Source organism: Fictibacillus gelatini DSM 15865, from assembly GCF_000430745.1.
In the GTDB taxonomy this organism is placed as follows: Bacteria; Bacillota; Bacilli; order Bacillales; family Fictibacillaceae; genus Fictibacillus_A; species Fictibacillus_A gelatini.
Genome location: NZ_AUMP01000003.1, coordinates 149,274 through 173,398, shown reverse-complemented (window position 1 = coordinate 173,398; position 24,125 = coordinate 149,274). Strand labels below are relative to the sequence as shown.

The following is a 24,125-nucleotide window of genomic DNA, read 5'->3' as shown; positions in this document are numbered from 1 at the left end:
GAATATCCCCCTATTCGTTCACTTTTTCAACAATTGTTGCAACACCTTGCCCGCCGCCAATGCATAACGTAGCAAGCCCAAAGCGGACGTCCCTTCGCCTCATTTCATAAAGAAGCGTCACTAAAATTCGCGCACCGCTCGCGCCGATCGGGTGGCCTAGCGCGATCGCGCCGCCATTAACATTGACAATCTCCTTATTAAATTGAAGTTCTTTTGCAACAGCCAGGGATTGAGCGGCAAACGCTTCATTTGCTTCGATCAAGCCAATGTCTTCGAGGGAAAGCCCCGCTTTTTCAAGCACCTTTTTGGTTGCCTGGACCGGGCCAATGCCCATGATACTCGGGTCGACTCCCGCGGCTGCATTCGCTTTGACAACCGCCAAAGCTTTTAGCCCAAGCTCTTTTGCCTTCTCTTTCTCCATTACAACTAATGCCGCTGCACCGTCGTTTATTCCAGAAGCATTACCCGCTGTTACCATTCCATCCTTCTTAAACGCGGCTTTCAGCTTGCTTAATTTTTCAATCGACGTTCCGGCTTTCGGATATTCATCTTCTAAAAAAAGAACCGGGTCGCCCTTTCTTTGCGGGATCGGAACAGGAACAATTTCGTCTTTAAATTTCCCTTCCCTTATTGCTTGCCCGCATTTTTGCTGACTGAGGGCAGCAAATTCATCGAGCTCCTGACGGTTCAATCCGTATGTTTCACAAAGGTTTTCCGCGGTAATTCCCATATGATAATCGTTAAATGCACACCAGAGGCCATCATGAACCATTGAATCGACGATTTTTTGATCGCCCATACGAAGTCCTTCCCGTGCATGTTGCAGAAGGAAAGGCGCCTGGCTCATGTTCTCCATTCCTCCACAAACAACGACACTGCTATCGCCGGTAAAAATCGACTGGCAGGCAAGGTGCAACGCTTTTAAACCAGAACCGCATACTTTGTTGATCGTCATGCTTGGGACCTCAATTGGGAGGCCGGCATTGATACTGGCTTGCCTTGCCGGATTTTGCCCTAATCCTGCTTGTAGGACGTTGCCCATAATAACTTCATCAACTTCCTCTGGTTTAATTCCTGCCCTTTCTACTGCTTCTTTTATGACGATCGCGCCTAACTCAGGAGCTGACACATTTTTTAAACTTCCAAGAAAACTACCAATCGGCGTTCTGACAGCGCTTACAATGACAGCTTCTTTCATTTGTTTCTCCTCCTTGTGCGACTATGTATATATTTCGAATATTCATTTTTATCATATCATACTCTATACAGAAATTTGCATTAGATGGCCCGTTAATTGTAAAATATTTTTAAATAATTCTTTCATTTAATGCTGGCAATAAATCTCTTAAGAGGGGTGTCAAAATGGAATTGCCGAACAGAGTCACCATTATTGAAGTCGGCCCTCGTGATGGACTTCAAAATGAAAGGCTGCTGGTTGAAACGAGTAATAAAATTCAATTTATTCAAAAGTTAAAAGCAGCGGGAATCCAGGAAATGGAGCTTACCTCCTTTGTTTCGCCAAAATGGGTGCCGCAAATGAGCGATGCAAAAGAAGTCATTTCCCATTGTCTTGACGAAAGGAGAAATTTTGTCCTTACTCCCAATAGAAAGGGTGTTGAGCGGCTTTATGAATCCGCTTGCAAAAATGCTGCTGTCTTTGTTGCAGTAAGCGATTCTTTTAACAAAAAAAACATTAATAAAACAACCTCGGAAAGTTTATCGGAACTAGAACCGTTAATTGCTGATTTAAAGCGGAAAGGATATTTTGTCAGAGCTTGCATTTCTACCGCGTTTTATTGCCCATATGAAGGCAAAATGGATGAAAACAAGGTTCTGTCGCTATGCCGGACATTTGAAGATTTTGGCGTCGATGAACTAAGCGTTGCCGATACGATTGGAATGGCGAACCCGCATGAGGCATATGAATTATTTTCTTTATTAAAACATCATTTACGTTCAACAACTCTTCTCGCAGCACATTTTCATGATACGCGGGGAATGGCACTTGCAAATGTTTTTGCATGCCTTGAGGCGGGTGTTGACCGCTTTGACTCATCGGCGGGCGGACTCGGCGGTTGCCCGTTTGCCCCTGGAGCAACAGGCAATGTCGCTACTGAGGATGTTGTTTATATGCTACACCAAATGGGCATTCAAACTGGCATTCAGCTTGATCAATTGATCGAAGCGGTTGATGTGATTGCCCCGCACGTTTCAAGACCGATTGAAAGCAAGCAGTATCGACTGGCTAAAAAAACACAGACGCTAAACTCATAGCGTCCGTGTTTTTTATTGATATAGACGAATGTGTCTTCACGAAAAAATTCCGAAATATATCAGCCACTTTTTATCGAATAACGGCCACTTTTAATTACTTATCAGCTACTTTCCATAATTTATCAACCCATCCACCAAAAAAATGGCATCACATGTATAAAAAGAAGAGCATTTTCTTTTGTATTCCTTATATATCAAGCTCCTTTAGCTGCGACTGCAATATTTTCACCTTTGCCTCAAGTGGGTTGAGCACACTTTCGATCATATTTTTGTACAGTGCAAGAACGAGCTGTCCGTAATGTTCTCCGGGTATTGCCCACTTCCCATTTAGATCAATCCATGTCGGTGCTTCTCCGCGTTTCACATATTGGAATCGGGGATCTATTAATGGATGGCTTTTTGGAAGTTCTCTCGTTGAGGCATAGGCATATAAATGCTGGATATGAGCCAGAACCCCATCCCGGGGATTTTTAAAGCTTGCGGCGCGGTTTTTACCGGTTGCTCCTAAACCGGCAAAATTGTTTTGTTCCGGTTTAATAGCTCCTGTAAAACGGAAATAGTTTGTCTCGTGGATCGCCTGAGCGAAGGCTACATCTCCTCTAACTCCATAGTCTTTCCCGAAGTTAATGTAATCACCCGCTATAGACGGTGCTTCCGGATTGATTTTCTTTATAAAACGATCCATTTCTGCTGCAGTTAATACTGAATCACCTAATATTGTAAATTTTTTTGACGGATGATCTTTCGGTTTACGCGGAAGATCCATAGCGTCCGCAATACCATCTGCAATAGCAGCGGAAACCTCGTTTAGAAAGGTTGGATTCTTTAGAAGCTTTACATCTTTTTCACTATCAATAAATAAAACTTCAAGTAATACTGCCGGCATTTCCGTCTCTCTTAGGACATGAAAATTAGCCCGTTTTTTTCCGCGATTCATTACTCCATATTTGTCCATTACTTTTTTAATCGATGCATGAAGGACATCCCTCATTTTTACCGTTTGGCTGGATACGTTTCCATCAAAAATGTAGCTTTCAAAACCTTCTCCACCGCCTGCATTTTGATGGATGGAACAATAATAATCCGCCTTTATTTTGTTGGCCATATTTGTTCGTTCATCTAATGAAACCGTTTTTTCATCTTTTCTTGTCATATAAATTTCAACATTATAATTTGTTTCTAGCTCTTTTTTTACTTTTAGGCTAATAGCGAGGTTAATATCTTGTTCCTGTATTTCCTTATAACCGGAGCCCGGGTCCTTTCCTCCATGTCCAGGATCAATTACAAGTTTCTTCATTTTCAGATACCATCTCCCTTTCTTTTATTAAAAAATAGATCAAAAGAAAGAAAAAGAGGCATGCGACCATTTTCAAAAAAATGGACGCAAAAAAAGTAAACAAAAGAGGCACGCTCTTTTTGTTTACTTTAAATCATCAAGTATTTCTTTTGTCGTCCGGTTTCGTCCGATCCGCGAAAAAATATATTGGATCGAATGGTTGTGTTCCTCTTCGCTAAAAGCAGTCATTGCATCAGTCGCAAATACTTGCTGGTAGCCGTGCTGAAATGCTTCCCTTGCCGTTGTTTCCACACCGATATTCGTTGCAATCCCGCAAAGAACAATTGTATCTATTCCCCTTCTTCTCAGCTGCAGGTCAAGCTCCGTTCCAAAGAAAGCTCCCCATTGCCTTTTCGTAATGATAAGGTCACCGGGTTGAACGTCGAGTTCCGGTACAAGCTCCGCCCAATCTTTTGGGCGGTTCGCCTGTGCCATGTTTTGATCTGTAAGAGGCTTTAACGCATCCTTACCGTCAATGAAATCAACCCGGACATAGACAATTAACGCCCCTTTTTTTCGAAATCCTTCAATCAATTTTGTTGATTGCAGGATGACGGAATTGCCTGTGTACGGTCTTCCTTTCAAGTTGACGATTCCTTTTTGAAGATCAATCGCGATAACTGCTGTTGTTTCTGGATTAAAATGAATTGGATTCATCAAATTCTCTCCCGCCTTATTTCATTATGCTGCTTTTTTCGTCATATGATGGTGCCGTTGATAGTAGACCCAGCATGCGTTTAATAGGATCAGTATACTTGTCGTTAAAAACACATATGGAATTCCTTTAACGGCGGCAATTTGACCGCCAAGAACCGGACCGGCTAAATTCCCGAAGTATTGCGCGGATTGGTTATAGCCAAAAATTCTTCCTGCTAAATGATCCGGTATCATTTTTTTCAAATATGAATTAATCGATGGAAGTAGGCCAGCCATTGCAAACCCGAGTAAAAACCGGAGCGCAAACAGTTGCCATGTCCGTGTAACGAACGCCTGCAAAATAAATAAGATCGCAGCAACAATTAAGCAGACTTGCAACACATTTTGCGGACCCACTTTATCGCTTATTTTTCCTAGTCTTGAAGCAGTTAAAACATTGGATATTCCGGTAGCTGCAACAACAAATCCCGAAACGAGCGCGATATGTTCTGAATGATTCGAAAGTTGTTTGACATATACGGTAACGACTGGTTGAATCGACATAACGGCCAGCTGCAAAATAAACGTAGTAAAAAAGACGGCAATAACGGAACGCGGGTTTTCAATGGATTTCCAATCGACTTTCTTCGTTTCATTCTTTTTCGCTTTAAATCGCTGTTTATCTTCTTTTATAAAATTGGCGCTAAGGAAAGAAATAAACATAAATGCGCCTGTGACGAAAAACACATGACGCAGCCCTATTATATCCGCCAGATACCCGCCTAAAAGCGGTCCTAACAATGTGCCTCCAACGGTTCCTGTCGATAGGATTCCAAGCGCCCTGCCGCTAAATTCTTTCGGTGTTTGCGTCGCTACTAATGTAATCGCGGCAGCTATAAATCCGGAAACAGCTCCCATAATAAAGCGAAGCCCGGCCAACTCGTAAACATTTTGAACAAATCCCATTAACGTCATAACGATAGCCATTCCAAGACTTGCACGAAGAAGCATCGGCTTTCGCCCATATTTATCAGCGAGTTTTCCCCATATCGGCGAAACGATCGCTGCCATTAAAAAGGTTGCCCCGAAAGCAATCCCCGCCCAGCGCTCGATGGTCGCCTCATTGTGAACACCAAGCTTTTCAATATATAACGGCAAAAAAGGAATGACAAGACTCATCCCGGCCGTTGTACAAAAAGCGCCGAACCAACATATATACAAATTTCGTTTCCATAGTTCCATAGCAACACCTTCATATATCATTTTAGACATATCGCTTTTTCGCATTATAAGTTATAACACAAATAATTCACTTTGTTAACTATTTTGCTTACATAAAAAAAGACGCTTTTGGCGCCTTCTTAAGAATTTGATTTTAATAACCGTAATCCATTCAAAATAACTAGAATCGTACTGCCTTCATGTCCGATAACGCCTAGCGGAAGCGTTAAAAATTCAGCAAAATTGGAAGCAATGAGCAAAATGATGACAGAGAGGGAAAACACGATATTTTGTTTAATGATCCGGGCTGCCTTATGACCAAGTCGAATGGCTGAAGGGATTTTTTCAAGATCATCGTTCATTAAAACGAGATCAGCCGTTTCTAATGCTACATCGCTTCCAGCTGTTCCCATCGCAATTCCGACAGCAGCTGTTGCGAGTGCAGGGGCATCATTGACGCCATCACCAATCATGGCAACATTCCCATAAATTGTTCGCAGCTTTTTCACACATTCCACTTTCTCTTCGGGAAGCAGCTCAGCATAAACTTCATCAACTCCCGCTTGTGCTGCTATAGCCTCTGCGGTTGTCTTTTTATCTCCTGTTAACATCACAATTGTAATTCCAAGTTGCTTTAATCGCTTGATCGTTTTTTGAACTTCCGGCCGTAATGTATCTTGAACAGCGAGAAGACCTGCTACTCCTTCATTATTTTCGATAAAGATAACCGTTTTTCCTTCACTTTCTAATCGGGTAACAATCGCCCCGATCTCTTGATCATCATAAGCTGAATCAAGAAATGCTTCCTTCCCGATTTTCCATGTTTCACCTTCAAATTGAGCGACTACCCCAAAACCTGTTACCGCTTGAAGCTGATCCGGCCTTGATAAATAACAGTTCATTTGTTTCGCTTTTTCGACAACCGCTTTTGCAATCGGATGCTCGGATAAGCTTTCTATTGAGCCGGCAATTCGAAGCATTTCTTCTTCGGTATGCGATTGTAGTGGAACAATATCTGTTACTTGAGGATGCCCTTTTGTCAATGTCCCTGTTTTATCAAAAGCAATGGCTTTCACGTTTGCCAGATTCTCGAGATGGGCACCGCCTTTAAATAGCACTCCTTTTCTTGCACTGTTAGAAATCGCTGACAGCATCGCCGGCATGATGGATGCAACGAGCGCACATGGAGAAGCGACAACTAAAAACACCATTGCACGATAAAGCGTTTCTGACCAGCCCCATCCGAAAGCATAGTGGGGCACGATCATTAACAAGAGCGTTATTCCGACAACTAGCTTTGCGTACGTTCCTTCAAACCGTTCAATAAATTGTTGAGAAGGAGGCATTTCACTTTGAGCCTCTTGTACAAGACGGATAATTTTTGAAAACATGCTCGACTCACTTTCACTCTTTACCTCGATCAAAAGTGACCCCTGGCCATTCAGCGTTCCTGCAAATACCGTGTCCCCGATACTCTTTTCTTCAGGAATCGATTCACCGGTGATTGCTGCTTCATTAATGGCAGAAACTCCTTCACGGATGAGACCATCAGCGGGAATTCGCTCACCCGGCTTAACGATGACGAAATCATTTACCTTTAATTCTTCAATCGGTACTTCTGTTTCAATTCCGCTCTTATAAAGCCTCGCTGTTTCCGGCTTTAAATCCATTAATGATTTGATATCTTTATAACTTCGGGCCATTGTATAGCTTTCCAATGCCCCGCTTAAGGCAAAAATAAAAATTAAAACGGCGCCTTCAAACCAGTATCCAATGCTTCCTGCCCCTATTGCCGCTAAAAACATTAATAAATTGACATCTAGCTCATGTTCTTTGATTAACGTAATCAATCCTTCTTTTGTTTTAACAAATCCCCCGATGATATACGCCAAAATATAAAGAAAGATAGACCATGTTCCGTAATGATGATTTAATATCCACGCTGTAAATGTCAACACGCCACAGAAAATAGCGGCCATTCCTTCACCATGGCGCTTTAATAGCTCTGTCCATTGTAACGGTTGTGTTTCTCTTTTTGTAGTTATCACTGGTGCACATGTACTTCTCTCACTATTCATTGTCTTCACCTCTCAATATGTTTATTATTTTTTTGATGATAATCACTTTCAATTGCGCTATAGATAGCAAGATGGCTGCTATCACGAATGATAGCAGCACACCTCACCATAATTAAGAATGATTATCATTTTTTGTATAGATCTTATTTTTTTGCTTAAACGCAAATACTTTATAATTATTATAATCTAATACTTGTTATTTGGGAAGTAGTAAAATAAAAAAAGGGCTTATTTTTATTGACGTTATTCGTTACAATATTTATAATTGATTATAATAATTATTCTCAATTAGAAGGATGTGTTCCTAAATGGACATACATAGTGTTGAAGTGATTTTGTTTATCGTATTGCTTCTGTCCTCACCATTATTGCTTTTTTCTTTCAACGAAACTATATCGGGTCAGAATAAATAATGAAGCTCCTGTGAAATTGGAGCTTCTTTTTCTATTTAGTGTCTATTCTTTATTTTTAAGTTTTTTTATTTTAATCTCATTGACATCGCGCCAACTGTTTTATATAGTGTGAATAGTTGAATATATCTTCTGTTAGGTGAGGCTCCTGTATAGAGATACGCTGCTGCCCAAAAATGTCGAGAGACGCCAATGGGTCAACAGGAAAAATCGGAATAAGGTTTTTCTTAACGCAGCTGGTGTAAACCTATGCTGTACAGTGCTAAAGCTCGGGCGAGGGGAGATCGAGACGAAATAAACCTGATTATAGGTTTTATTTTGATGTGTATGTTAGTGCCCTTCTTTTTTACAAAAAAGAGGGGTTTTTTCGTTGGAGGTGAGGAAATGGACGCTGATGGGCCCAATCGGATAAGGAATCGTTTTCTGTTAAATACTAAAGAGGCAACGGGTGTCTTTTTCTCTCCCTTAAGTAGGTGTGACATCTAAGCCTCGAAAACAGCGAGGTGAATGGATTGATCAAAACATATCTTTACAACCATAATGACAAGAGCATGCAAAGTAATATTGACCTTTCACAAGTTTATGCGTACTTAGCTAATCCAGAAAATTTGTTGTGGATTGACTTATATGATGTGAAAAGCAACGAATTGTATAAAATCGCTGATATATTTGGCTTTCACCCATTGGCCATTGAAGATTGCCTTCATGACAGCCCGCGGGCGAAAATGGACGATTACGAAGACTACAAGTTTTTCGTTCTCCATGCCCTCAGGTACAATGAAGAAAGCGACAATGAAATTACGACATTGGAATTAAATGTGTTTGTTGGCCCGAATTATGTTGTTACTCTTCACAAACATAAATTAAAATGGCTTGGCCAAATGGATGCAATTTGTCATAAGCATACGAAATATATGGATAAAGGCGCTGATTTCCTTTTATATACATTAATCGACGGAATTACAGACGAATACTTTCCGATTCTCGACCGGATCAGCGCCCGTATTGATGAATTAGAAGATGAAATGTATGACGAAGAAGTAAAAGAAGTGACGGAAGAATTTCTTGCGTTAAAACGGACAATTATTTTAATTCGCCGCGTCATTATTCCACAGCGGAGAGTATTTTTAACGATCAACGGAAGATGGAAATTTAATATTCGTGAAGAGAACGTCCCCTTTTACACCGATTTGATTGACCATTTGGAACGGATCGCTGATGCTACAGAAACATACAGGGACCTTGTCAACAGTGCGCTCGATACGTATTATTCCATCATTAGCGCGAAATCATCTGAAAAGTTGAATGTTTTGACGATCATTTCGACGATTATGCTGCCGTTAACCTTTATAACCGGCTTTTTCGGAATGAATGTTCCTTTGCCTTTCCAAAGTTCCCATTATTCAACGATCTTCATTTTGGCATTAATGGTCGTATTAGTCTGGATTATGTGGAAATACTTTAAGAAAAATAAGTTGTTATAAAAAACGAAGCGGGCAATCCGCTTCGTTTTTCTTTGTATCATTTTTGCTGAGTCAATACATCTCTTTTTATCAAGTAGGCGCTTCCCTCAATCCTCTTACTTAGAAGAATAGCCTTTCCATGATCCATAGTGCAATAAGCATCCATAAGATGATAATCAGCCCTCCGGTAATCCAGTTCCTCGGTTTCGCTTGATTCATCAGGCGTTCCGCTTCTTTTCTGCATTCTTTCACAACATCACCTGGCATCATCTTAAAGGCAAAATAAATCCCCAACGGTACGAGAATTAAATCATCGAGGTAGCCTAAAATAGGTATGAAATCGGGTACGAGATCGACCGGACTGAAGGCATACGCAACGACGCATATCGAAAAAATTTTCGTATACCAGGGTACTTTCGGATGTTTATTGGCTAAATATAGCGTATATAGTTCGCCTTTTAGCTTTTTTGCATATACCTTCCACTTTCGTAAATTTATATTGCCCACTTTTCCTCACCTTTGTAATATAATGTTTACCGTATGCTGCACAACATGCTCTACCATTAATTTTTTCCATCGTTCAATGTAATCATAACCTTGTTGTTTTCTCATTTCTATTCCTCTCTTCATTTAAAGATAGATTTTTCAATATAAAAAGCTCTGACCAAAAAAGTTGTCAGAGCTTCTTCACTTAATTCGAAGTATTCATTTCTACGTTTTGTCTTTTAGATCGAACACTTACAAAAATGAAAGTAGCAACTAAGAAGATAAATAGAATGACTCCGACGATTTCGAAATCGAGTTCAGCCCATGGGTTAAAGTAGGTAAATGCCAGATAGAAGGAAACCCCGTATGCGAGGATGACAATTACCCAGCCCATTAGTCTTGATGCAGATTTTCCAAGTTGGCTTGACTGATTGACCATTTTATAAACGATAAGCGAATCAATGGTATCGGTAATCATCATGCCGAACATAAAAACGATCCCTAGCATTAAAGGGGTATATTCTCCCCTGTTGCCTGCCGCCAAAGACCAGACAGCCGTTTGACTCACGGTTTCAGCCGCTAAAGCAAATAACGCCCCGACTAAAACAATAAGAAGGGGGTTCGTAGTTCCCCGTGCGACTTTCGGAATAAATTTTCCCTTTAATCCACTTAGATGAAATTCTTCGTTACTCTTTCGGGTTCGCAATAGATTATACGTATTTAGCGTACCAATGAGAAATAAAGAAATAATCGATACCCACGATGCAAAATGATCAAAATACGACGGGAACGAAAAGTTCTTCATCACAATTCCTAAAATGCCGGCTGTAACAGCTACCATTCCCCCATGTCCGAGCGAAAATAATGTTCCGACCCAGCGCGCAAATGGGCTGCCCATTCGCCAATTGTATCGGGTTTGTCCATCAATAAACGCAAGATGATCCGCATCTAATCCATGCCTGAGACCTAACGTAAAAACTAGCAAAAAAAGTGATAGCGTTTCCATTAAAAATCCCTCCTCTTATAAAAACGTAAAAATCCTCAACCTGAGACAGATTGAGGATGAGTACTTAAGTTAAAACGACAAAAGGGCAGAATATGATTGTCGCTTACATCGAGTACACCTCTCCTTTCCGCGAAGGCCGTATTGGTGCTACAACACAGGTAGGTCTCCTGGCTTTTGAATCATGGCGCTCTACCGTCTTCCCTAACGTTGAAGTTAAGTGACATGAATGATAGAGCACTCCTCAATTACAGTGGCGGGACCGCTCGGGATTTCCACCCGATTCCCTGTTACCCCTTGTCTTACAAGGGCACCTGGTTGTCTTATATAATTTTCTATTTTTATAGTACCAAAAATTCTTCAATAACCCAATTCTTTTTTCTATCACAAGTTTATAATTCCACTGTTTCACTTACCTTTTGCCCTCTCATCGTAAGAGAGTCATGCATATATGTAGTAACAAAAGATAAAATCTATCTTTTTAAAATAAAGTTGTAAGGAGGGCTTTTTATGAATTGGGAAAGTCGTAAAAGCCTTTGCCAGGAATTTGCTAGAATTCTAGGTGGAATGGGCAGTTTAGATGAAAATGGAGTATGCCTTGTACAAAAATTCCGCACGTTAAATTTCACCATTCTTGGACGCCGTGCTAAATCTCCGTTAGTGATTCCTCAATTTTTTTCTTTCGAAGACGTTGACCGAAATGGCAGAGCGTTAAATTTAGGGGAAACTGTGCTTTTGCAAGCGGAAGCAAATCCATTAATGACCGAACTTCGCAAACGAAATATTATTGTTACTGCATTGCATAACCACTGGTTATTTGAAGAACCTCGGGCGATGTACATGCATTTCGAATCGGTTGAACCGCCATTAGAATTTGCTAGAAAAGTCAGGGACGCATTTAGAGTCTTAAGAGGCTAAATTTATATAAATTGAAAAGAACCATGCAAAAAATTTTTAATAAAATAAGCTCACCAAAGCAGGGTGAGCTTTTTAAATTCGTTTTCGTTTTGCCAATAATGTATGCCATTAAAGATTAACGTGACTCAACCAATTTCTCATCCGCTTCATTTATAGGTTCGGAATCTAAATAAATATGCTCTGGGTGCGGATGCGTAAGAAAATCATGATGCGAAATCGACCAGCCGTATGCTCCCGCGTAGCTGAATAAAAGAATATCTCCAACGCGCAATCGTGAAATGGGGACATTTCTTGCCAGTACATCATTCGGTGTACACAGTTCCCCCGCAACCGTAATCGTTGATTCATTTACTTCAGGACGCTTAAAAGGGTATGGCCACTCCTCTATCGGTACGATCGTAAACGGATGACTCTGTTTCCAGGCAGCTGGAAGTCTAAGATGATGGCTCCCTCCGCGGACGATACAAAAATAGCGGCCATGATTTTGTTTAATATCCAATACTTCTGCTGCATAGTAACCGCACGAAGACGCAATATAGCGGCCACATTCAAAAATCGTTTGCCAGTTGGCATCGCTATGCTTCTCCAGTATTTTTTCCAGCCGCAAAATAAAATTATCCCAATTAAATTGCTCTTCTACCATTTGATAGTTGATTCCGATTCCTCCGCCTACATTGATATAAGAAAGGTCTAAATCCCATTCTTTTCCCCATATTTTTGCCTTTTCAAAACAATGATCGATGAAGTGCACGTGGGCGGCTGGATCCAAGTTATTTGACATTGCGTGAAAATGAAAGCCGAAAAGCCTGACATTCGGCAAGCAGCGCACTAAGTCGATTGCTCCAGACACTTCTTCTTCATCCACTCCAAATTGGCTCGGAACTCCTGACATTTTTAACTGAGCGTTTGGAACGGAGTTGCGCAGGTTGACCCGCAGTAAAATGGATATGGATGTCCTTTTTTGAGCTGCTATATAGTTAACCAACTGTAATTCGTGCAGGCTCTCGACATGAAGGAAAGTGACCCCGTGATCAATTGCTCCTTCAATCTCTTCTTTCGTTTTTCCTGGCCCTCCAAACAAAATCGGAATGCTCTCATCGACGGCCCGCACTTTCTCGATCTCCCCTAGCGATGCTACTTCAAACCCGTGAACAATTGGTGCCAGCGCTTTTAATAGAGTCTCATCTGAGTTGGCTTTTATTGCATAAAATAATCGGCATGCTGAGGGGAGGCTTTCAATTAACTTGTTCACATGCCGACGCAATTTTGGCATGTCATAGATATAGGCGCAAAAAGGCTGCTCCCGCTCTTGCTTCAAAGATTTCACTATATTTTCTATCATTTTATTACCTCTTTCCTCTATTACATTTTCCAAATTTGCCGTCTGCTTACTGCAATCAAGAAAGTTGTTACAATACATCCTAATCCCATTACGATACCTGCCAGCAACGCTCCGGCCTGTGCAGCAATAGCGCCTATCATGATCGCTCCTAACGGAATAAACCCTCTATCCATTAAGGCGATGCTCAATATTCGTCCCCTCATCCCGTCCGGAACTTGCAACTGCAACGTAATCCGGCTCATCGTCCGATAAATTTGGCTTGATAATCCAACAAAGAACATCGCTACTCCCGCGATTGGAACATTTTGAATCCCTATAAACAAAAGTAAAGAAAGCCCAAAGGCCATTATGGAACCAATCAGCCACTTTCCCGGCCGTTTCACTTCTTTCCCAAAAGAAAGCCAGGTCGTTCCAACTATTGCCCCAATGGATGAAATCGTTAAAAGCATTCCAAATCCCTCTGGCCCTAGCTGTAAAAGATCCCTTGAAAATAACGGCATCAACGTAGTGTAAGGAAATCCGAATACCATTGGTACAATCGCCAATAAAAGCAAAGATTGGACCACCGGGTGGGATTTGATAAAGCCTGCAGCTTCCCGGAGCGTCGCTTTCTCTCCTTTCTTTTGATTCCGATTCGGGATTGGAGAATAACGTATGGCACATAAAGAAAACAGTACGCCAAAAGTGGCGACCGCATTCATATAAAATAAATGGGCAATGCCGATAACCGGAAGCAAGGCTCCGGCAATCGCCGGTCCAATCATGCGGGAAAGATTAATGACCGAAGTATTAATCGCGATTGCACTCGCTATCGAGCGCTCCGAGACAAGACTCGGCAAGAGTGCATTTCGGATCGGCGTGTCCATTGCCGCCAGACTGGATCTTACTGCTACAACCATGGCAAAAAGCCAAAAAGGCGGCTTTGCCCCGGCAAGATAACCAAGGCAAAACGTCAATAGTATTGTCCCTATTTGAATCGATATTAATAGTTTTCTTCTATCATATCGATCTGCCAATATGCCTGCCGGGACACTAAAGAAAAAAGTAGGGGCTAATCGGCATGCGTTCATCAGCCCTAAATGGAGCGGCGAATTCGTAAATTGCAATACTGCCCAATTTAACACAACTAAATCCAGCCAATCTCCTATCCGTGTAACGAAACTTCCGGCCATAAAAATGGTGAACGACTTTGAGTGAAGCGCAAGTCGTGATGATTTATGCTGAACTTCGATCCGTTCCATTGGCCTCATTTTTCCGTTTTCCAGAATTCGTGAAGCGGATTCGGAACAGTGGCGTAAGAATAATCTTTTCCAGCGGGGGCTAACCTCATTTTTACCAATGCTTTATGATCGACTTCCGGCCGGTACAATGCTTTTCTGTCAACACGGACGTTTTCTTTATATTCTGGCAAGGACTCTAAATCAGCAAACACGCGCTCGCAAATTCGATAAATCTCTTGCCATAAATCTCTTTCTGATAGCCCAAAATATTTGCAAGCCTGCATGACCAGTTCGCCGAAATGATTTTGAAACACCGTATAAAACACTTTATTGTGCATTTCGTTTAGAATGTTTGTCACCGTTACGGAACCGGGATAAAATTCCTTTTTAACATTAGCAACTGGGAGTCTGTCTGTAAAAATTCTTGCCCCTCCCCAATCACGGAAAAGCATCCGAACGGGGCGGCTGTCTTTAAATATGATGATACTATTTTGCAAATGTCCTTCTAAACCGATTCCATACTTGACCATAAGGGTGAGAAAGCCCGGCAACGCGATCGAAACATATTCACTGATGAACCGAAAAGCAGCCCTACGCAGGGAGGTTTCGTCTATTACTTTCGCATACGTTTCAATGAGTTCTGCGAAAATGATTTTTTCCGTAATCGGCGATTCAGAAAAAAGCGAGCTACCGACGATGGCCAGCTCGTCCTTAGCCGTAAATGATTCTACATTTTCACGCAATAACGCTGACAGATTTCTACTTTTTAGATGATTCATATCTGTTTTTTTTAGCTTGAAATTGAAGCCCGCACATTCACAAATTGGCACAAACTTCTCGGCCAACTCCGATTCTTGCTGCATAATGGAACGAATGATTCGGGTAAAGACAGGCCCGTTATTTGTCGTATTGGCAGATATGGAACGAACTGTAGACGTCATCTGGCTATTGACCGCCACTTTTATGGCGTGTTTAGGTACACCGCCATTTTTAAAAGGGACGACCGTTCGAAATGATGAGGTTGCACCGCCCGGAACTTGAAATCCGTCTATTGGAACGACAATCTCCTCTTCTATTTCTTGTTTGTAAATAACGGGGATCGCGTTTTTCAACTGCCACGGATGCACGGGAACGAATATAAAATCGTTCACACGAAGCCCTCGAGCTGTAAATTCTTGCTCTACCGCCTTTCGTAACGTCGGATACTCGGTAAATAGAAATTCATTTACATCCTTTGTATTTTCCTCAATAAAAGCGAACTCTGCATAATCTTTTCGAATACCTGCAAACTGAATTGCAGCTTCTCCATTAAATTCCGGTGCATAGCGCAACACATCTTTCGGTTCCATGCCGAGTTTCGTTTTTGCACCTGGATGAAGATTATGTCCCTCAACCGATAATTGCTCAAAAAACAGGCTCGCATCAAAATCAGGATCTAGTTTCTTTTGCAGCAATACCCAATCAAAAGTCGTTGCGATGTCTTGTTTTCTGGCGATTTCTCGCAGCTTTTTCTTCTTTTCTAACCAAAACGCATATGCTAATGCAAGATTGGCGCTTCCGTTCATCAATTCGAGCGCTAGCCGCGTCCAATCATATCCATTTCCCCCATTCGTATTTTCTTTGGACCTTATTAATTGTAAAAACTCAACGGCATGTTCCAATCTCCGGGCTCCCTTTTCTGAAACATGCAATATCTTCCCTGCCACTTCTAAACGGTTAAACGCATATGTTCGGCTTACCGGGATCACAATGCACGAACTTTCAGATAGAGAATATATTTTGTAACTTCTGCCGCTGTCTAAGCCATATGTATGGAGTGTCTGAATGATCTTCTGCCAGTGTTCATCAATGGATGGAACATTTAATGTATGAATGGCGCCAATGACGTAGAGATCATACGAATATGAAACAAGTCCCATAATATCCTCACGCAACATCGCACTTACAAGCCGATTCAAAATTCCCCTGCGGCCTCTTGCAAGCGATAATTGATAAGCCGGAACCATAGTTGGCTCATTTTCTTTTAAAAAAGTAAGAACGTTCAATTCATCCTCCATCATCTTTCCTTCCTTACTATCTCTGGCTGCTTTATCTAGTGAATCCATCTGTAAAAGTTGGTTCGGACTTACACCCATCACATCGTCTCTCCTTCCCGGTTGATCATTGGATTTGGAACTTTCATGTACGAGTACGCTGTCACATCCCCACAGAGGCGCATCGTCGCCAGTGCTTTTAAGTCAATCATTGGTTCAAAAAGAGCTTGCTCATCCGCTGCAGCCTGTTCTTTAATTTCGGGATCTTTTTTCAACGTTTCAAAAACGTCTTTACACACACTAACAATGGGCCGCCATAGCTTCTCTTCATTTACATCTAAAGCGCGGACAAGACAGGTGATCAATTCAGCGAAATGGTTTTGCATAACAGAATACGTGATAATCTTTCTCAGCTCATCGACGTTATGCGTAACCGTTGATGAACCGGGATGAAACTCTGCTTGAAATCCATTTTTTTTCAATCTTTCCGGTAAAATTCGCACACCGCCAAAGTCTCTTATAAGAATACGTACGGGCTCTCCATTACGAAAGACAGATACGCTATTTTGCATATGTGCTTCTAAACTAATTCCATACCGTACCATCAGTATGATTAAGCCTGGCAGCGAGATGTTAGCATACCTTTCGATAAAGAAGACCGCCGCATCTTCTACGTCAACCAATTGATAATGGTCGGCCAGTTTATCGATTAATTCAACCGCAATTGGTTTACCGCTAATCGGTGATTCTGCAAGAAGGGCCGCTGCCGGCATTGGAATCTCATCTTCGTTTTTCACATAATTCTCCGGGTTCTCTCTTAAAATGGATGCCAAATTGGCTTGTAATATCCAGCGGTTCTCTTCAGACAGTTCCAGATTTGTGGGTTGAAAATAAATGCCTGCTCGCTCTTGAAGTACAACAAGGGTTCCCGAAAATTGATTCTCCCTTTCTTGAATGCTGGCCAGGATTTTCGAAAGAATCGGCCCGTTTTCTACCGATTGAGGCGAAACCGTACGCACCGCACTCGTTGTTTGCACATTGACCGCTGTTTTAATATGATGCTTCTTCTCCCCGCGATCTTGGAGGGGAGCTAATGAGCGGAAAGAGACGAGTGCTTGTGCCGGAATCCGAAAATCCGGTATGGGAACGATTTGCTTCTTTTCAATTTCTTCTTTATAAAAATTGAATAACGTATGGTCAAATTGCCATGGATGAACTGGGACCAATTCAAATTGAGCATCATCCAGCCCTTGTGCCCGCAATGTTTTTTCAACAACGGGTTGCAAGCCTTCATACTCTTCATATAAACGGGTAGTCACATTCTGTTCATCGATAGATGTTGTCTGGCAGAAGCCTTTAGCAACTGCTATTAAAGCGACCTCAGGCAGAGCTCCCCATTCCGGTGAATAACGGATGACGTCTGCAGGGTCAAGACCGAATTTTGTCTTCGCCCCGGGATGAAGGGGATGCCCTTCAACGACCCACTGTTCATAAAATGCGAGCGGGCTAAAGTCTTTTTTAGTCTTGGCTTGTTGGAATACCCAGTCTAAGGACGTATGTATCTGTTTGTACTCCGCTAATGCGGCTAACTCCCGTTTTCTATGAGAAGCCCCTGCCAGTGCAAGCGTTAAATTCGCCACTCCGTTTTGAATTTCCAGCTTAAACCGTTGGTATTGTTTTTCCATTACCCCTTCTAACAACCCTTCTTGTCTAAACAATTCCAGAAGCTGGGCGGGATGTGCCAGTAGGATTGGAGACTCATACCCATAAACGATGGCATCGCCTGTGATATCAAACCTGCCGAGTGAATGAAGGCGCTTCACAGATATCTCCAATGTTTTTCGACCGGACAGCTGGATAGAGATTTTTCCTTTTTGCCAAATAACCCTTTCGTCTTCGATTACTCTTTCCCGTATCATTGCCTGAAACAGACGTTGAAGGATGCCCTGTCTCCCTTTATGGATATTCATTATGTACTCTTGTTCCAATTCAGGCTTGTGGTTCCGAATGTATTCGAGAGTTTTCCATTCTTCTTCATATAAATCCTCTTCTCGTACCGGGCTTATATTGTTTTCGGTATAGATCACGCTTATTTTCTCCCCTTTCTCCTTGCATGCTATGAGAATGATAACCATTCTCATAGCACGATTCGAATACTATAATAAATGATAATGATTCTCATCGTCAATTAAAAATAATATTACAAAAATATTTCAATTGTTATAAAATAATCTCATCATGTAAAAAAGGCGATTGCCGAAACGGTAATCGCCTTTTTTCAATAATTGCGGTTTTTATAGTCTTTGAATGGAATTACTTGTCCAATTTCCTTTTTTTCAATCTGCCAATGATCCTTAGATATACATCCGGAAAAGCAACTCATCTTTTCAAAAAATACAAAACATGAACTATTTTCCAGTACTAAACGAACATATTTTCGTATATACTATAAGCGAAAATATGTTCGTTTTTTTTAAAAGTTGTAAATCAATGAATAAATGAAGGTGAGGATTTAATGACACCGAACAAACTAACCCCAGGATATAATTTAATGTGGGAATCGAGCCGAATGATGCTGCCTGAACATCGGGAGCAGTTATTGGAAGAGCGGCGAAGGCAAAAGGAATTCCGCTCTCCTTTGCTTGATGAGGATCAACTTCAAAAGATCAACCGGGTCATTGCAGAATCTATTGAACAAGAACGGGCGGTTACCGTCACGTATGCCGAAAAGTATGGACCCGTCCAGTTTTGGGGATGGGTGAAACATGTGAAACCGCACGAAAAATGGCTTAAGCTCATCAATGATGAAGATACGCTAACCATCTCCTTTGACCGAATCCTCGATGTTGAAATGAGTTAGGGGCAAAAATGTGCATAATCCAGAAATTATGCACATTTTTGTATTAAAGAGACACAGAATTGATTGTATTAGAAACAGCATGGCCAATCCTTTATTCGAATCGTATATTGTACTTACTTAGTAAATCGCTTAAAGCAGGCCTTTCATTTCCATCGCGTCCAACGACATGAGTGGCTGTTACCAATGAATTTAATACGGCTTCCTCGGTCGCCTCACCAACCGCCCTGAAGGCGATGTCGATCTCTTCTTCATGAATCATAGGAATGGAAAGTAAATGGGAAGGATTCTCATGAGGTATTTTTGTAGCTGTCGAAAAGCCAATGGCCACCTCGCCGCTCCCGGTTGTAATAATAGAACCTGTACGCGCTAACCCTGTAACTGCCCGTTTTATGATCCGGTTGAGCTGTCTTGTTGAAACAGGAAGATCCGTTCCTACGATGATGATGACCGACCCTTTATCTTTTTCCTCATAAGATCCTCGAATGACTTCTTTTAATTCTTTGCCAACAGCCTTCCCGTTTATCTTTAGGTCATCTAAACTACCAAAGTTGGTCAGTACTAAAACACCCATTGTATACGAGCCATGCTCTAGCTTCATCAGCCTGGAGGAAGTGCCGATGCCGCCTTTTAATGAGTAACAAAGCATCCCGCATCCCGCACCGGCTGTCCCCTCTTTAAATTCGTTTGACGCATTCTTTATCGCCTGGAAAACATGTTCTTTCGTAATACATCTGGCGCGAATGTCATTAAGAAACATGTCGTTACATTCAGCGATGACCGGATTTACGGTACCTGTCGTCCGCCCGATCTCGGGGTTAGTTTCTAACATATATTCGATCAATGCGTCTGCAGCAGTTCCGACGCTTAACGTATTGGTCAAAATGATTGGGGTTTCCAATGTTCCTAATTCATTGATTTGAATCGTGCCTATCGTTTTTCCGAAGCCATTAATGACATGGCTTGCGGCTATCAGTTTTTCTTTAAAAAGATTCCCCTGATGAGGGATAATGGCCGTAACACCTGTTTGCCTGTTTTGGCCGCTAAGTGTTACATGGCCGACAGTCACTCCTTTTATATCAGTAATAGAATTGTAGTGCCCTGTCTCTAAATTCCCAATTTCAACTCCGAAATCTCTTATTCTTTTTTGACCTAGCATAGTAGCCACTTCCTTAAAATAAAAATTAGTTATCATAAAGCTTAAAATCCGTGCCTATTGTTTAAGTGTCCTACTTTGACTATAAAGTTTAGCATCGTTAGCATACTTCCTCAGATAAAAAGATTCTATTAATACCGGAAATATCCTTTGGGCATAATTTTTAAATCCGTTATTTAAAGATTGACACAAATTAGTACCTGGTACTAATATTAGACTATAAATGCAGGTGTTAAATTTGTAAAGGGGATGAAGAAATGCAGTCAAAAGCAAGAATTACAGCGATCGGGACCTATGTACCGGAGAAGAAGCTTACCAATAGCGATTTAGAAAAAATAGTGGATACAAATGATGCATGGATCATGCAAAGAACGGGCATGAAAGAAAGAAGAATTGCCGGGGACAGCGAATATGCCTCTACGATGGCTTTTAAAGCCATTGAAAACTTAACGGAACAATATGACAAGGAACTTGATGATGTCGATTGTATCCTTGTGTCAACGACGACGCCCGACTATGCATTTCCAAGTGTCGCCTGCCAGATACAGGAGCACTTTAACATTCCGCAAACCAGCGCACTGGATTTCAATGCAACTTGTGCCGGCTTTACTTATGGCCTGCACATGGCAAACGGTTTTATAACATCCGGACTCCATCGGAAAATATTAGTTATAGCAACAGAAACATTATCAAAGGTAACGGATTATACGGATCGAACAACTTGCATTTTATTTGGCGATGGGGCAGCTGCGGTTTTAGTAGAAAAAGATGAAGAAAACCCAAGCTTTATTGCTACACATACAGGAACAAACGGCGAAGGGGGCATGCATGTCTATCGTACAAATTTAGCTGGTGAGATGTTTGGGGAACCTTTAAAGGAGCATGGAAAGATCGTCCAAAACGGAAGAGAGGTTTATAAGTGGGCGGCCCGTACGCTTCCAGTAGGCATGGAAGAGCTTTTACGAAAGGCTCGTTTGCAAATGGATGAAATAGACTGGTTTGTTCCACATAGCGCAAATCTGCGCATGATAGAGTCCATCTGTGAAAGATCAGGCTTCCCGATGGATAAAACGCTGACCAGTGCGGAATTCATGGGTAATACCTCTTCAGTTTCGATTCCTTTAGCCTTGCAGCTCGGCATAAACGAAGGAAAGTTAACAAACGGGGACACCCTCATCCTCTACGGGTTTGGCGGTGGCCTCACACATGCGGGACATGTCGTTAAGTGGGACTTAGGAAAGGATTAAGAGATACACTAAGTAATGAATGAGAGTGTTGGGAACTCATCCCAACACTCCGCTATCCTTTTTTAAAAAATCATCTTAGCCATTTGAATATTCGTAGCCTCAAACCCGCATTTTTCGTACAATTTAATGGCCGTTTGATTGTGGCCAAAGACATGCAGCCTAATTGTTTTAATCCCCCGGTCCTTTGCTACTTCTTCCAGAGCTGCCAAGACCTGTTTGGCGTATCCCCTCCCGCGGTGTTTTTCATAGATTAAAAAGTCGTAAATAAACGCTGTTTTCTGGTCCTCTCCTCTTTCATGAAACCAGAGATAGCCGACCTTTTCATTACTAGTTTCGTCCACAATTTGATAAAGAAAATGATTTTTCGTATGTAATCCATCCGGCAAAAGCTGATCAAATTCCTGCTGCGCCAATTCGAGCGCCTTCTCTTTTGGCCAATTTCCCGCCTTTGCTTTTTCTTCCCCATAATTCTTAACCGAGTAGGATAAATAAACCGAAAACTCTTCATCATTCATTTTCCGAAGTACAACCATAAAAACCCTCCTTAACCAATCAGTTAACCATAATATTTTTATAGAAACTAAAAACAAAAAAACATTGACGCCCCTTATCGTGATCCACTACAGTCAAAGTAGAAAGGATGTGCCCGATGGACGATAAACTATTGGAAAAAATGATCAAAAAATCGTTACTTCAATATTTCGGCGAATTTGAGGAAATTCCTTTAAGCGACAAAGATTATCGCAATCTTGTGGAGAAAATTCAGGATGAATTACCGAGAAAAGAGGAAGAAATTCATATGATCATAGAAGACATCGTCTATGAATTTTTGACAAACTAGCCCCATATTAACATAGCTCTTCTATGTATCTAGTAATATTAAAAGCAATTTTTTAAATGGTCCGGAAGAAAAGTCCGGGCCATTTTGGCGAATCTTCTTTTTTAAAATAATGATTGAAATCGCCAGAATAGTTAAAGTTGAGCGATAAATGCTATAATTGAAAAAGGATTTCTATTTACTAGTAAATCACTACAGCAATCATACGAATAGTACTAATTAGAGGAGGAAATGATAATGAGCCAATCTACAGATCGGAAAGCATCACGGCGCATTACGGCGAATATTTTCAAGGGTTCGGTCGGAAATCTCATCGAATGGTACGACTGGTACGTTTATTCCGCTTTTGCCATCTATTTTTCGGCAGAGTTCTTCCCGGCAGGAAATCAGACCCTTCAGCTCCTTAATACCGCGGGAGTCTTTGCCATCGGCTTTCTCATGCGCCCGATCGGAAGCCTATTAATGGGCCGCTACGCCGACCGGTTTGGCCGCAGGGCCGCCTTGACGCTTTCGGTAACGATTATGGCCATCGGTTCGCTCGTCATTGCCTGCACACCAGGTTATGGAACAATTGGCGTGTTGTCACCGATCATTCTCGTCATCGCACGTCTATTCCAGGGGTTGTCGCTCGGCGGAGAATATGGAACGTCTGCTACATACTTGTCAGAGATGGCATCAAGCGGCCGGCGCGGATTCTACTCAAGTTTTCAGTACGTTACACTAGTTGCCGGACAGCTGGTCGCATTAGGCGTTCAAATTATCCTTCAGCAAATTCTTGACGAATCCGCTATGGTATCATGGGGCTGGCGCATTCCTTTTGTGATCGGGGCCATCGGGGCGTTAATCGTCCTGTGGATGCGCCGGACGATGGACGAGTCAGAACAGTTTGAGAAAATGGGCGAAAAGAAAAGAGAAGAAGCCGGAACTCTTCGAACGCTAATGAAGTACCCGAAAGCTGTATTGACCGTTATGGGGCTTTCCCTCGGTGGAAATGTCGCTTTCTATACGTATACGACGTATTTGCAAAAGTACATGGTTAATTCAGTGGGACTTAATAAGGAAATCGTGAGCATGATCAATTTTATTGCTTTATTGATCTTCATCGTGCTTCAGCCGCTTGCCGGAGCGTTATCCGATAAAATTGGAAGGCGTCCGCTATTGATGAGCTTCGGTATTTTCGGAACGTTACTGACCGTACCGATATTTTTATTTATGCGGCACGCGACAAGTCCAGTTATTGCCTTCTTGCTTATGATGGTTGCCCTCGTCATCATTACCGGTTACACGTCAATTAATGCCATCGTAAAAGCCGAGCTTTTCCCGACAGAAATCCGTGCCCTCGGTGTTGGATTTCCTTATTCCCTTACCGTCGCCATCTTCGGGGGAACGGCGGAATTTATCGCATTAGGGTTAAAAAACATCGGCTATGAATCGCTTTTCTACTATTATGTCGCTCTTTGTATTGCTATAAGCTTATTCACATACTGGCGTATGCCGGAGCCTTCTAAAGACTCACAAATAGAAGCCGAAGCTCGAAAAAAATAAGCATTTGATTTGAATCGGCGATTGTCAATTCCGGTAAATCGAAAACAGCCTGATCATCAACC

Annotated in this window: 20 protein-coding genes and 2 riboswitches; of the genes, 7 read left to right on the top strand and 13 right to left on the bottom strand. The window is 41.8% G+C overall.

Annotated features, from left to right (window positions below; genetic code table 11):
- Positions 1-10 precede the first annotated feature (10 nt).
- Positions 11-1,198: an acetyl-CoA C-acetyltransferase gene (locus H538_RS0106310; protein ID WP_026676877.1), complete on the bottom strand. Its 1,188-nt coding sequence runs from the start codon at positions 1,196-1,198 to the stop codon at positions 11-13.
- 164 nt (positions 1,199-1,362) lie between these two features.
- Between H538_RS0106310 and H538_RS0106305 the strand changes: the two genes are divergently transcribed.
- Positions 1,363-2,274 carry a hydroxymethylglutaryl-CoA lyase gene (locus H538_RS0106305; protein WP_026676876.1) on the top strand — a complete coding sequence of 304 codons (912 nt, stop codon included), beginning with the start codon at positions 1,363-1,365 and terminating at the stop codon, positions 2,272-2,274.
- Between the two features lie 187 nt (positions 2,275-2,461).
- On the opposite strand, the gene H538_RS25435 is transcribed toward H538_RS0106305, so the two are convergent.
- The 4 genes from H538_RS25435 to H538_RS0106285 form a co-directional block, all read right to left on the bottom strand.
- On the bottom strand, positions 2,462-3,571 hold the full coding sequence (locus tag H538_RS25435; protein ID WP_035350218.1) for an N-acetylmuramoyl-L-alanine amidase: 1,110 nt from the start codon (positions 3,569-3,571) through the stop codon (positions 2,462-2,464).
- A gap of 123 nt (positions 3,572-3,694) precedes the next feature.
- Positions 3,695-4,270 (bottom strand): hydrolase, encoded by a 576-nt coding sequence (locus H538_RS0106295; RefSeq protein ID WP_407636376.1) that lies wholly within the window; start codon positions 4,268-4,270, stop codon positions 3,695-3,697.
- Between the two features lie 21 nt (positions 4,271-4,291).
- Positions 4,292-5,488, bottom strand: coding sequence for a multidrug efflux MFS transporter (locus H538_RS0106290; RefSeq protein WP_026676874.1), 1,197 nt, complete (start codon positions 5,486-5,488; stop codon positions 4,292-4,294).
- A 119-nt stretch (positions 5,489-5,607) separates the two neighbouring features.
- Positions 5,608-7,545 (bottom strand): heavy metal translocating P-type ATPase, encoded by a 1,938-nt coding sequence (locus H538_RS0106285; RefSeq protein ID WP_051291338.1) that lies wholly within the window; start codon positions 7,543-7,545, stop codon positions 5,608-5,610.
- 534 nt (positions 7,546-8,079) lie between these two features.
- Positions 8,080-8,243: riboswitch (M-box (ykoK) riboswitch) on the top strand.
- Positions 8,244-8,467: 224 nt separating this feature from the next.
- Here H538_RS0106285 and corA point away from each other — a divergent pair.
- A complete protein-coding gene (gene corA / locus H538_RS0106275) occupies positions 8,468-9,439 on the top strand; it encodes a magnesium/cobalt transporter CorA (protein ID WP_026676871.1) in 972 nt (323 codons plus the stop codon).
- 99 nt (positions 9,440-9,538) lie between these two features.
- On the opposite strand, the gene H538_RS0106270 is transcribed toward corA, so the two are convergent.
- Positions 9,539-9,925, bottom strand: a complete 387-nt coding sequence (locus H538_RS0106270; RefSeq protein WP_026676870.1) for a YkvA family protein — start codon at positions 9,923-9,925, stop codon at positions 9,539-9,541.
- Positions 9,926-10,109: 184 nt separating this feature from the next.
- Positions 10,110-10,910 (bottom strand): HoxN/HupN/NixA family nickel/cobalt transporter, encoded by an 801-nt coding sequence (locus H538_RS0106260; protein ID WP_026676869.1) that lies wholly within the window; start codon positions 10,908-10,910, stop codon positions 10,110-10,112.
- Between the two features lie 140 nt (positions 10,911-11,050).
- Positions 11,051-11,240: riboswitch (cobalamin riboswitch) on the bottom strand.
- 177 nt (positions 11,241-11,417) lie between these two features.
- Here H538_RS0106260 and H538_RS0106255 point away from each other — a divergent pair.
- Entirely contained in the window at positions 11,418-11,825 is a 408-nt protein-coding gene (locus H538_RS0106255) for a DUF1259 domain-containing protein (RefSeq protein WP_026676868.1), read from the top strand.
- Between the two features lie 115 nt (positions 11,826-11,940).
- Here H538_RS0106255 and H538_RS23250 read toward each other — a convergent pair whose 3' ends face one another.
- Genes H538_RS23250 through H538_RS0106230 form a run of 4 tightly spaced genes read right to left on the bottom strand, consistent with a single transcriptional unit; the run spans position 11,941 to position 18,507 of the window.
- Entirely contained in the window at positions 11,941-13,167 is a 1,227-nt protein-coding gene (locus tag H538_RS23250; protein WP_035350216.1) for a type III PLP-dependent enzyme, read from the bottom strand.
- Positions 13,168-13,187: 20 nt separating this feature from the next.
- Positions 13,188-14,408, bottom strand: coding sequence for an MFS transporter (locus H538_RS0106240; protein WP_026676867.1), 1,221 nt, complete (start codon positions 14,406-14,408; stop codon positions 13,188-13,190).
- Between the two features lie 5 nt (positions 14,409-14,413).
- Entirely contained in the window at positions 14,414-16,522 is a 2,109-nt protein-coding gene (locus H538_RS0106235; RefSeq protein ID WP_026676866.1) for an IucA/IucC family protein, read from the bottom strand.
- Positions 16,522-18,507, bottom strand: a complete 1,986-nt coding sequence (locus H538_RS0106230; protein WP_026676865.1) for an IucA/IucC family protein — start codon at positions 18,505-18,507, stop codon at positions 16,522-16,524. The genes H538_RS0106235 and H538_RS0106230 overlap by 1 nt, the downstream gene beginning before the upstream one ends.
- Before the next feature lie 428 nt (positions 18,508-18,935).
- Here H538_RS0106230 and H538_RS0106225 point away from each other — a divergent pair, with 428 nt between their 5' ends.
- Complete coding sequence (locus H538_RS0106225; protein ID WP_026676864.1) at positions 18,936-19,280, top strand: YolD-like family protein; 345 nt, start codon at positions 18,936-18,938, stop codon at positions 19,278-19,280.
- A 91-nt stretch (positions 19,281-19,371) separates the two neighbouring features.
- Here H538_RS0106225 and H538_RS0106220 read toward each other — a convergent pair whose 3' ends face one another.
- Positions 19,372-20,436, bottom strand: coding sequence for a DmpA family aminopeptidase (locus H538_RS0106220; RefSeq protein WP_026676863.1), 1,065 nt, complete (start codon positions 20,434-20,436; stop codon positions 19,372-19,374).
- A gap of 254 nt (positions 20,437-20,690) precedes the next feature.
- On the opposite strand from H538_RS0106220, the gene H538_RS0106215 reads away from it, so the two are divergent.
- Entirely contained in the window at positions 20,691-21,680 is a 990-nt protein-coding gene (locus tag H538_RS0106215) for a ketoacyl-ACP synthase III (protein ID WP_026676862.1), read from the top strand.
- A 62-nt stretch (positions 21,681-21,742) separates the two neighbouring features.
- On the opposite strand, the gene H538_RS0106210 is transcribed toward H538_RS0106215, so the two are convergent.
- Positions 21,743-22,213: a GNAT family N-acetyltransferase gene (locus H538_RS0106210; protein ID WP_026676861.1), complete on the bottom strand. Its 471-nt coding sequence runs from the start codon at positions 22,211-22,213 to the stop codon at positions 21,743-21,745.
- Positions 22,214-22,329: 116 nt separating this feature from the next.
- Here H538_RS0106210 and H538_RS0106205 point away from each other — a divergent pair, with 116 nt between their 5' ends.
- The gene (locus H538_RS0106205) at positions 22,330-22,521 is read left to right on the top strand and encodes a YqzH family protein (protein ID WP_026676860.1); all 192 of its coding nucleotides are present in this window, start codon (positions 22,330-22,332) and stop codon (positions 22,519-22,521) included.
- Positions 22,522-22,755: 234 nt separating this feature from the next.
- Positions 22,756-24,063 (top strand): MFS transporter, encoded by a 1,308-nt coding sequence (locus H538_RS0106200; RefSeq protein ID WP_026676859.1) that lies wholly within the window; start codon positions 22,756-22,758, stop codon positions 24,061-24,063.
- Positions 24,064-24,125 lie beyond the last annotated feature (62 nt).

Coding starts and splice junctions, on each gene's coding strand:
- H538_RS0106285 (WP_051291338.1), bottom strand. CDS start 7,545: ATGAATAGTGAGAGAAGTACATGTGCACCAGTGATAACTACAAAAAGA.
- H538_RS0106220 (WP_026676863.1), bottom strand. CDS start 20,436: ATGCTAGGTCAAAAAAGAATAAGAGATTTCGGAGTTGAAATTGGGAAT.
- H538_RS0106210 (WP_026676861.1), bottom strand. CDS start 22,213: ATGGTTGTACTTCGGAAAATGAATGATGAAGAGTTTTCGGTTTATTTA.
- H538_RS25435 (WP_035350218.1), bottom strand. CDS start 3,571: ATGAAGAAACTTGTAATTGATCCTGGACATGGAGGAAAGGACCCGGGC.
- H538_RS0106200 (WP_026676859.1), top strand. CDS start 22,756: ATGAGCCAATCTACAGATCGGAAAGCATCACGGCGCATTACGGCGAAT.
- H538_RS0106255 (WP_026676868.1), top strand. CDS start 11,418: ATGAATTGGGAAAGTCGTAAAAGCCTTTGCCAGGAATTTGCTAGAATT.
- H538_RS0106240 (WP_026676867.1), bottom strand. CDS start 14,408: ATGGAACGGATCGAAGTTCAGCATAAATCATCACGACTTGCGCTTCAC.
- H538_RS0106305 (WP_026676876.1), top strand. CDS start 1,363: ATGGAATTGCCGAACAGAGTCACCATTATTGAAGTCGGCCCTCGTGAT.
- H538_RS0106235 (WP_026676866.1), bottom strand. CDS start 16,522: ATGGGTGTAAGTCCGAACCAACTTTTACAGATGGATTCACTAGATAAA.
- H538_RS0106260 (WP_026676869.1), bottom strand. CDS start 10,910: ATGGAAACGCTATCACTTTTTTTGCTAGTTTTTACGTTAGGTCTCAGG.
- H538_RS0106225 (WP_026676864.1), top strand. CDS start 18,936: ATGACACCGAACAAACTAACCCCAGGATATAATTTAATGTGGGAATCG.
- H538_RS23250 (WP_035350216.1), bottom strand. CDS start 13,167: ATGATAGAAAATATAGTGAAATCTTTGAAGCAAGAGCGGGAGCAGCCT.
- H538_RS0106205 (WP_026676860.1), top strand. CDS start 22,330: ATGGACGATAAACTATTGGAAAAAATGATCAAAAAATCGTTACTTCAA.
- H538_RS0106290 (WP_026676874.1), bottom strand. CDS start 5,488: ATGGAACTATGGAAACGAAATTTGTATATATGTTGGTTCGGCGCTTTT.
- H538_RS0106215 (WP_026676862.1), top strand. CDS start 20,691: ATGCAGTCAAAAGCAAGAATTACAGCGATCGGGACCTATGTACCGGAG.
- H538_RS0106310 (WP_026676877.1), bottom strand. CDS start 1,198: ATGAAAGAAGCTGTCATTGTAAGCGCTGTCAGAACGCCGATTGGTAGT.